Origin of the sequence: Finegoldia sp. (assembly GCF_046991905.1) — a bacterium.
GTDB lineage: Bacteria > Bacillota > Clostridia > Tissierellales > Peptoniphilaceae > Finegoldia.
The window spans coordinates 1-7,736 of sequence record NZ_JBKWZF010000062.1 but is presented as its reverse complement, the minus strand read 5'-3'; the positions used below and the strand labels follow the sequence as shown (position 1 = coordinate 7,736).

Genomic DNA, 7,736 nt, shown 5'->3' with positions numbered 1-7,736 from the left:
CTTGCATGCCTTTCTTAGCTAAGCCAAAGCTTGCAGCTCCTGCGGCAGCCATTTTCTTACCGCCCCTGAGCATCTTACCGCCAAAAAATGCGGATTTCATCATGAAGCCACTGCCTGAATCAATACCGAACAACTTATCTATCTCTGTACCGCCGAGAATGCACATCATTCCGCAAGCTAATATAAAGACAGCTTTCACAAACCATGCACCTAAACCTAAGCTATCAAAATAATTAGTAGTAATTAGATTTGCGTTAATCACAGAAAACAATGTTACAGACAGGTATAAGATAAATATAGCGAGCACATTATTTACTACACTACCAATCGCCTGAGCTGCCTGTTTAGCATCATGTAGCTTTATCGCCATAGCCAAAGTACCAAGAAGTTTCAACAACTGCCCTTGTATTGCCAGATACGCACCTTTATAGATGCTGAATATATAAATGATTGCCATTACGATAAGCGTGATAACAACTTCCCAATAATCAGTTTTATAACGATAATACTTTTCTTCTAAGAATGAAGTGCCTAAAACTCCACCGTCCAAATCAACTACTTTTCCATCTTCATATTTTGTATCTATGATAGAATGTGGAAGCGATTCTAAATAGTCATAATTCCTTCTGTTAATCTTTTCACTTAAATGTATGACCTTATTTTTTTGTACCGACTGCTTCAAATCCACAGTAGCATTTCTATATAACATGTCGGATGTCGTTTCCTGTTCCTTAACGTCAAAAGCATATTTCACTGTCTGCATTCCGTATTTCTGTAAATCATGCATGAATGTAAACACGAATCCAAAAATCGTAATCATCGCAAGTGTACATAGAACATTGTAAAAATAGCCTAAAAGATTTTCAAATTTCAGAAATTTCACAACCACAAATATTACGAACACAATAAATCCTATTGACATTGCAAAATCCTGTAATCTCGTTCCGGCTATTTGTAATTGTGAAATACCGGAAAAATCAAAATTCAAGACAAGTGTAAAAGCCTTTTCTAATGAATCATTTATCATTTTTAATAAATCAAACAATATTTCACCTATTTTACGCATGAAATCTGTTACCATATCTTTCGTTTCAAGGTTATTTATTACACCGTCTCCAAGCTCTGAGATATCTTTTGAAAACAAGATAAAAGGGAGCAGGTTATTCATCATAAGCTCCACTCCCTTTCTATTTTACAAACGATGTTGCCCAAGCCCAAACTGCCTGTGCATTTGTTATAACCAGATACGCAACAACAACACACACAATAATTTCTAAAGCCTTACTCTTTTTTCCAAAAAGAAGCATAAACACACACACAATCAATGCAATGACACCGATACTGTCTATAACACCCTTTGCCGTTGTTGTCGTTGTATTCTTTGCTTTAGTTCCTGCATCCGTTACAACGTTTGCCACAGTAGAACGTATTTCTTCGTGAGACACTTCCGCCGGAACGCTTACCGTAGCAAATTGTAAATCATATTGTACCATATTCATTTTTATCATTCCTTTCTGATTTCCACATGATAAGTTTTTTCTTATCAATATCATTTTCAAAAAACTTATATTCTTCTCCACAGGATAAAGGTCGTGCAAGGACGATATCCCTATCTATCTCATAGCTGACTTCTGAAATTAAAATCTTCGCTATTTCAACAACGATTATCAATAAAGAAAAATAAAAAAATACATCCGGCATATATGGATACACCATCCACAACTCACATAGCCCACAAGATGCAAACATAATGATAAAAGCACATGACAGCAATTTACATATATCAAAAGACAATTCAAAAAAATGAATACATACATCCATAAACATATCGCTTTTATCTCTTTTAGACCGTAACCATGCGCGGTTTCTTCCTGTGTTCAATTCCATTCTATCAGTTAAAATATATTCAGATTCACCATATCTCAACCTGATATAATGATTACATCCATTTTCTGAAAGATAGGATAACTTGTAAATCATAAAACTCAATATACTGCACACAAACCACACGGATAGAATCCCTTCGACCGTTACTTTGCTGAAATCCACTGTCTGTATGCCGTAATAAAACAAGAAACACATAGTAGACATAACAATCATTTCAAAAATATATGAAATGATAGTCAAGACACTTTCCACATTCAACCATGTTGCTTTACTTATCGCCCTTATACGTTTATCCATTTTTTGAATCTTACCTATAGGTTTATTTTCCTGCTTTTCTTCACTATTTCCATTTATCATAACAGGAATACAACATTCACATATCGAATAATCTTTTTCTACTTTTATTTCTCTTAATAATGGGTTTGCTAACCGATACTTAAGTTTTGATACCTTAATCACTGTGTCAAATATACAATAGTAAAACATAGCAGTCCATCCATAACGAATCACTGTAAATGAAGATATATTTCCATCGGTCTTTAACAAGTAATATAGATAACCAACTAACACGAACATCAGTATTCTGTTTACGATAAATGCAAGCACATTCGTACTTTTTACCATCTTTCTAATAATCATGACTGCCTCCTCTTTATAAAAGAAAGCACTACGCTATCGTGCAGTGCTTTCTTTTACATATGTTTTTTCAAAATTCAAGATTGGCAGAGAAATCTTCTTTGAAGTAGTCACCTGATATATCCGCATATCTTCTTTTAATGTTTTATCTTCCACATTAACGGTATACTCTCCATTGCTTCGTATCCTGTTTATCACAACTGGAGAAAAATCACTGCTTTCCATTTCCTGCACAGCGGCATAATGATAATCATTCAATTTACTAATCTGCATTTGTACATTCATGATACCCATGAATATTACAACAACAAATGACAGAAATAATATACCTATTGCCGCCCTTAACGATACTCTCATAATATCCTCCCAACCGTCAATCCACAAGTATCCATACGTATTTTACTGTTTTTAGACCTAAAGAATTAACAGCAACACATTTCAACTTGTACACGCCTTTTGTACGTGTATCAACACTTCCATAAAATCGTATTGCTCCAGTAATGTTTCCATCCTGTGCATCCTGACACTTTATATGTTCCGTAGGTACGAAAATGCTGCCTTTCTTGATACGTATATTCTCGCCAAGAATTGCAGGATAGCTTTTTCCTATCAATCCGGCATTCACATTCAGCTGCACAGATTCACTCTGTTTCATGGATTCATTTACATACATACCGCAAGTTGTCCGCCACGCTATCACTAAAACAGTTGCAGATATTACAGCAATGAACACAGGGAACATAGCTGCCGTTTGCTTTGTTGTAATCTCCATTAGAACAACCTCATGATAGCATCTGTAATATTGTATGACATAAACGTTACTGTCAGCAATCCTACAACACCGATAACCGCTATATTTTCAAGCAGCAGCTGTGCCACTTCTTCCAATACATTTTCCATGATATCACACTCCTAACTTTGCCATATCCAGAAACAACGGTAAGAAAATAAACAGTAGGGGAATAAGTATGATGATATCAGGAATGAATTCCACAATTTCTTCTAACGTTATATTCATACGTATATCCTCCTACAAAATGATTGATGTTAAGATATCCTGTATCAACATCATATATAAGCTAGGAATCGAAATCAATACGACAGCCATCATGTCAGCCATCATGATTTCACCTTTACAGCGCTTTTCCATATTCATTTCTTCAATCTTTCCCAAAGATTTATTCAATGTCAATATTTCATAACGCAAATTCTCTTTAGAAAGATTACGGAATTCATACAGTTTCATCATGATTTCACGGAATCCGTCAATCTCATATCTGGAAAGGAAATTCATATAAACCTGCTTGTTTGCTGAATCTTCCTTTATCTGTTCGATAAACACCTTTAAATCCTGTTTCAATGCATCTGGAGCTGTTTCATAAGATGCTATGATTGCATTGTCGATATTGTTTTCACCCAGCAGAGAATACAAGGCGTTTATCCATAATGGGATTGTTGCCATCACATTATTACAATGCGTATTATGCGACAGCTTCAACAGCATATACGGCAGTCTCCACGCACTTACACAGATTACCAAAGCCAGACACACGCTGATATATGTCAAGCCAAGCCACAATATGATTGCAGGAACGAAAGTAAACAGTGCTACAATCAAACATGCATAATGTTGATTACGAAATTTCTTTTCATCCGTTATCAGATATGCATATTTTTCTGTATTGCCATTCAACAGCTGTCTGATTCTGTTCATCATTCATCACCCCTTATCCATTTACCACTGACCAGATACGACCATATCCCAACGAACACAAGTAATATCAATTCAAGTTCGATAAACGTGTATAACTGATAACTTGCATCATTGAATATCTGTGCCATGGTTTCCAGCTGTCCAGCCACAAATACCGACATCAGGGAAGTAACCAAAGCAAACACCAGAAAGAAAATCAAGAAAAGTCTAGCTGTCTTTTTCTTTTTCTGATATATGATTATATTTTCACGCCAACTCTCGTAATTGATTAAGTCAAGGTTTTTATCAATTCCTTTCGTACCTTGTACCTCTCCCATAATCAATAAAGAATGTAACCGTTCCAAATGCGTGTTGTGATACCGTTTATCAATATATCCCAGTGCCGCATGATAATCTGCATTATCTTCGATTTCATGTATCGCATCCTGAATACATACTTTCATTTTTGACTTGTCATTAAACTGCTTTTCCGTTTCTCGCAAAGCATCCATGATTTTTCCATATGTCTTGTAATACATTTTCATGTATTCAAAATACGTACAGTATTCATCGAAACGTTTTTTCTCTGCCTTATACATGAAATACGATGATATGAGTACAGGTAATGCAATCAACATCGAGATTATGATGATTCCGGAATACACAGCATTCAGCTTATGCAAGATACATACTGTAGCAATCAGGAAGATTATTCCGGTCATAGAAAGTATTAGATCAGTTCTTGAAAAATCATATCCATGTGTATCCAAGAACAGGAGCTTACTTTTCTTTTTTGTACTGTATTTCTTCATTTTTCCTCACTCCATTTCAACTTGACACCGTTTTTATCAAAATACCCTTGGAAGTATTTTGGCAACGCATACAGATGCGGCTTATTACCATAACACTCATAAATCAGCTGCTTTCGTGGTTCATTTTCTTCATTCCAAAAAACCGCTATCTCACCTATGAACCGCCTTGTCAGACCGTTTTTTATCTCTTTATACGGTACGACACAAATCTGTACATAGTCATGTATCGTCGACAATAGTCTTTTATCATTCTTGTTGTCTGATAGCTGTATCAGTCTTTGCGGCATCAGTAAAGCATTTTTTACATGCAATGATGAGGTGACACGAGAACTGCCCGACAAAGCCAGAAACAAAGCATCTACAGCACTATCCCTAACCTCCTGAAAACACACATATGCAGGGTTATCACGCAATATAGAAGCCGTCGCTTTTGTATAATCGACGATATCATTTACAATACATTGCCGATAGTTGCGTTCAGGATAAAGTTCAGTCATACGCATTTCATCGATATCAGAAATAAATACGATAGATTCAGTAGGGTCAGTATATGTTAAAAATGTTTTCATAGCCTGAGTTTTTCCACTTCCTACTTCACCGCCAAATATAACAGACATTTTCGCACGTGCTGCAGCTCTTAAAAAATCAAATACTTCTTGTGGTGCAAAATCCGTTTGTTCTTCAGTAATGACCAATTCCAACGGATTTTTACGTATATTCAACGTATCACCAGAAGTGACGAAAGAACTATGCTCCGCATGGATTCTCAATCCATCTATTTCACCGTCAAGTATCGGATTTTCATAGTTGAACTGTTCATTGATTTCTTTTGCATTGCATAACCGTTTTAATAAAGCAGATAAATAACCATCTGGTAGATTCGCGACCTTATAAGTGCCCTTATACTGATGTGTGACATAGACAGTCTTTGAATTACTGTCTATGTCTGTTATCTCTTTATCGTCTACATACGGTTGCAATATACCGAAGTCAAACATTTTTAATACTGGAATGTCAGCGGAGTATCAGAGAGAATATTTGCACCAGCAGCACTATTGATATCCTGAAACATTTTGTCTGTCTGGGTCTGCATCTGTGCATTTGTTTTATTTGAATATACAATAGAAGCTGCAACAACTAATACAGCCCCTACTAAAATAATGATGCCGATAACGGCAGTACGTAAACTAATTTCCATGTTTTTATTCCTTTCTTTTTTCGCTTTTTTTACGAAAAAAGGCGCTTATTTTTTATTAGCGCCTTGTGCCTTTTGTGGTAGCATAACCATTCATATACGACAGATTTTCACCAACGGCATTCTTACTTTTCGTAAGTTTCAACAAGCATGATTTTTCGCATCGTTCGCTTGTCCGCTTGTCCGTTTAAATGTGTAAACTCTGATGTCAACGTTATATCCATAAGACCTTTTGTGTTAATTTCCAGTATGCCTATATCCATTCCGCTATCTGTGTTCATATTTTGAGCAATATTTCTTATCAACTCAGTTTCCATGTCACTTGCAGTCATAGGATACATTTTATTTATGTTATTCGCTTTCAACACATTTCGCATACTGATTTCAGCAGAATCATTCATTTCTGTTTTTCTCTGTGATGTTGAATTTACATCCATTACAACAAGTGTCGTTATGACAAACAGCACGAAGAATATAGCATACCTGAAAATCGTTCTCATACTTTTTCCTCCTTTCCGTCTGCATAGAGGAGGATAATGTTATCTTTAGCATTCATCATCCATACAGTGATTAGACATACATGCGAATAACTTACACAACAAGCATCACCAAGACCATCCCGACAGCGCATATAAGTATCACCGTAAACGGCACTACGATACTAACACAATTAACACTCTGTACGTTCAGCTCATTCAGACACGAAATTCCTAAAATTGATAATGCGGGTATGGACAAGTAAAGCAGTAACCCACAAAACAAACTAACAAACGCGAATAGTGAGAGAAAAATCATTTTCTCTTTACTCATTTTTTCATCCCTCCTCTAAGCAGTTAAACAATGTGATTCCTTGCTACAGCATTCATATAAATCAATGTTTTAAATCACCAAACTGTGCAAGGAAAAGTGCATTGCTTTCAGGTGAATAGTCATGCGTACGATTAAATTCCTTTATACGCTCTATATCCTCAGCTGACAGCTTCCAGACACTTCTCGTGTTCGTATCCGCTTTATTCAGCGTGGTAGTCAATAAAGAACTCATGTCAGCATTCACACGCCATAAACTCTTTACGTTGAGTGTATCAACATATTCCTTTGAAATGGAACGAATACGCTTATACGTATTTTCTTCTGGTGGCTTACTGCTGATTACAGTTACTTTCACTTCCTTTGTGAACTTGTTTCCAGCGCTGTCAGTAACCTCATACCGTACCTTATATTCACCCTGATTATTCAAATCAACGTTATCATACGGTACTTTAATCTTTCCAGTGATATTTCCGTCCTCTTTATCAGAAGCCGTTACATCCTCCATACGCACTTGTTTCCACTTTTCAGGAGTATAAGCTTTCTCAAAAATCACAATGTCCTCCGCTTTAATCGTGGGGCGTTCATCCCATCTTGCGTAAAGTGTGAAACTGCTTGTCACTGCTGAATTAAAATTGTAAGCGACATTGAACGATAGGGAAGTGTACCATCCCATAAATTTATGGTTTGCCTTTGTTGGGTTAGA

General features: G+C 36.1%; 12 protein-coding genes. All 12 read right to left on the bottom strand.

Annotation, left to right across the window (positions count from 1 at the left end; genetic code table 11):
* The coding region (locus tag ACLUJM_RS11860) for a hypothetical protein (RefSeq protein WP_412412892.1) at nucleotides 1-1,168 on the bottom strand (1,168 nt) is incomplete at its 3' end.
* Between the two features lie 19 nt (nucleotides 1,169-1,187).
* Nucleotides 1,188-1,499, bottom strand: a complete 312-nt coding sequence (locus ACLUJM_RS11855; protein ID WP_008727327.1) for a hypothetical protein — start codon at nucleotides 1,497-1,499, stop codon at nucleotides 1,188-1,190.
* A complete protein-coding gene (locus ACLUJM_RS11850; RefSeq protein WP_008727326.1) occupies nucleotides 1,480-2,526 on the bottom strand; it encodes a hypothetical protein in 1,047 nt (348 codons plus the stop codon). Before ACLUJM_RS11850 ends, ACLUJM_RS11855 begins: the two co-directional genes overlap by 20 nt.
* A gap of 33 nt (nucleotides 2,527-2,559) precedes the next feature.
* On the bottom strand, nucleotides 2,560-2,880 hold the full coding sequence (locus ACLUJM_RS11845) for a hypothetical protein (protein ID WP_008727325.1): 321 nt from the start codon (nucleotides 2,878-2,880) through the stop codon (nucleotides 2,560-2,562).
* 16 nt (nucleotides 2,881-2,896) lie between these two features.
* On the bottom strand, nucleotides 2,897-3,295 hold the full coding sequence (locus tag ACLUJM_RS11840) for an immunoglobulin-like domain-containing protein (protein ID WP_008727324.1): 399 nt from the start codon (nucleotides 3,293-3,295) through the stop codon (nucleotides 2,897-2,899).
* The gene (locus ACLUJM_RS11835; protein ID WP_008727323.1) at nucleotides 3,295-3,423 is read right to left on the bottom strand and encodes a hypothetical protein; all 129 of its coding nucleotides are present in this window, start codon (nucleotides 3,421-3,423) and stop codon (nucleotides 3,295-3,297) included. Before ACLUJM_RS11835 ends, ACLUJM_RS11840 begins: the two co-directional genes overlap by 1 nt.
* Nucleotides 3,424-3,553: 130 nt before the next feature.
* Nucleotides 3,554-4,240, bottom strand: coding sequence for a hypothetical protein (locus ACLUJM_RS11830; RefSeq protein ID WP_008727320.1), 687 nt, complete (start codon nucleotides 4,238-4,240; stop codon nucleotides 3,554-3,556).
* Nucleotides 4,237-5,028 (bottom strand): hypothetical protein, encoded by a 792-nt coding sequence (locus ACLUJM_RS11825; RefSeq protein ID WP_008727319.1) that lies wholly within the window; start codon nucleotides 5,026-5,028, stop codon nucleotides 4,237-4,239. Before ACLUJM_RS11825 ends, ACLUJM_RS11830 begins: the two co-directional genes overlap by 4 nt.
* Nucleotides 5,025-6,026, bottom strand: coding sequence for an ATPase, T2SS/T4P/T4SS family (locus ACLUJM_RS11820; protein ID WP_195301783.1), 1,002 nt, complete (start codon nucleotides 6,024-6,026; stop codon nucleotides 5,025-5,027). Before ACLUJM_RS11820 ends, ACLUJM_RS11825 begins: the two co-directional genes overlap by 4 nt.
* A gap of 2 nt (nucleotides 6,027-6,028) precedes the next feature.
* The gene (locus ACLUJM_RS11815; RefSeq protein ID WP_008727316.1) at nucleotides 6,029-6,226 is read right to left on the bottom strand and encodes a hypothetical protein; all 198 of its coding nucleotides are present in this window, start codon (nucleotides 6,224-6,226) and stop codon (nucleotides 6,029-6,031) included.
* A 122-nt stretch (nucleotides 6,227-6,348) separates the two neighbouring features.
* Entirely contained in the window at nucleotides 6,349-6,723 is a 375-nt protein-coding gene (locus ACLUJM_RS11810) for a hypothetical protein (RefSeq protein WP_008819306.1), read from the bottom strand.
* Nucleotides 6,724-7,094: 371 nt separating this feature from the next.
* A partial coding sequence (locus ACLUJM_RS11805) for an immunoglobulin-like domain-containing protein (RefSeq protein ID WP_412412891.1) occupies nucleotides 7,095-7,736 on the bottom strand: 642 nt, incomplete at its 5' end.

Excerpts from the sequence above, each read along its gene's own strand:
- ACLUJM_RS11850 (WP_008727326.1), bottom strand. The coding sequence starts at position 2,526 with ATGATTATTAGAAAGATGGTAAAAAGTACGAATGTGCTTGCATTTATC.
- ACLUJM_RS11810 (WP_008819306.1), bottom strand. The coding sequence starts at position 6,723 with ATGAGAACGATTTTCAGGTATGCTATATTCTTCGTGCTGTTTGTCATA.
- ACLUJM_RS11845 (WP_008727325.1), bottom strand. The coding sequence starts at position 2,880 with ATGAGAGTATCGTTAAGGGCGGCAATAGGTATATTATTTCTGTCATTT.
- ACLUJM_RS11825 (WP_008727319.1), bottom strand. The coding sequence starts at position 5,028 with ATGAAGAAATACAGTACAAAAAAGAAAAGTAAGCTCCTGTTCTTGGAT.
- ACLUJM_RS11840 (WP_008727324.1), bottom strand. The coding sequence starts at position 3,295 with ATGGAGATTACAACAAAGCAAACGGCAGCTATGTTCCCTGTGTTCATT.
- ACLUJM_RS11855 (WP_008727327.1), bottom strand. The coding sequence starts at position 1,499 with ATGAATATGGTACAATATGATTTACAATTTGCTACGGTAAGCGTTCCG.
- ACLUJM_RS11830 (WP_008727320.1), bottom strand. The coding sequence starts at position 4,240 with ATGATGAACAGAATCAGACAGCTGTTGAATGGCAATACAGAAAAATAT.
- ACLUJM_RS11815 (WP_008727316.1), bottom strand. The coding sequence starts at position 6,226 with ATGGAAATTAGTTTACGTACTGCCGTTATCGGCATCATTATTTTAGTA.
- ACLUJM_RS11820 (WP_195301783.1), bottom strand. The coding sequence starts at position 6,026 with ATGTTTGACTTCGGTATATTGCAACCGTATGTAGACGATAAAGAGATA.
- ACLUJM_RS11835 (WP_008727323.1), bottom strand. The coding sequence starts at position 3,423 with ATGGAAAATGTATTGGAAGAAGTGGCACAGCTGCTGCTTGAAAATATA.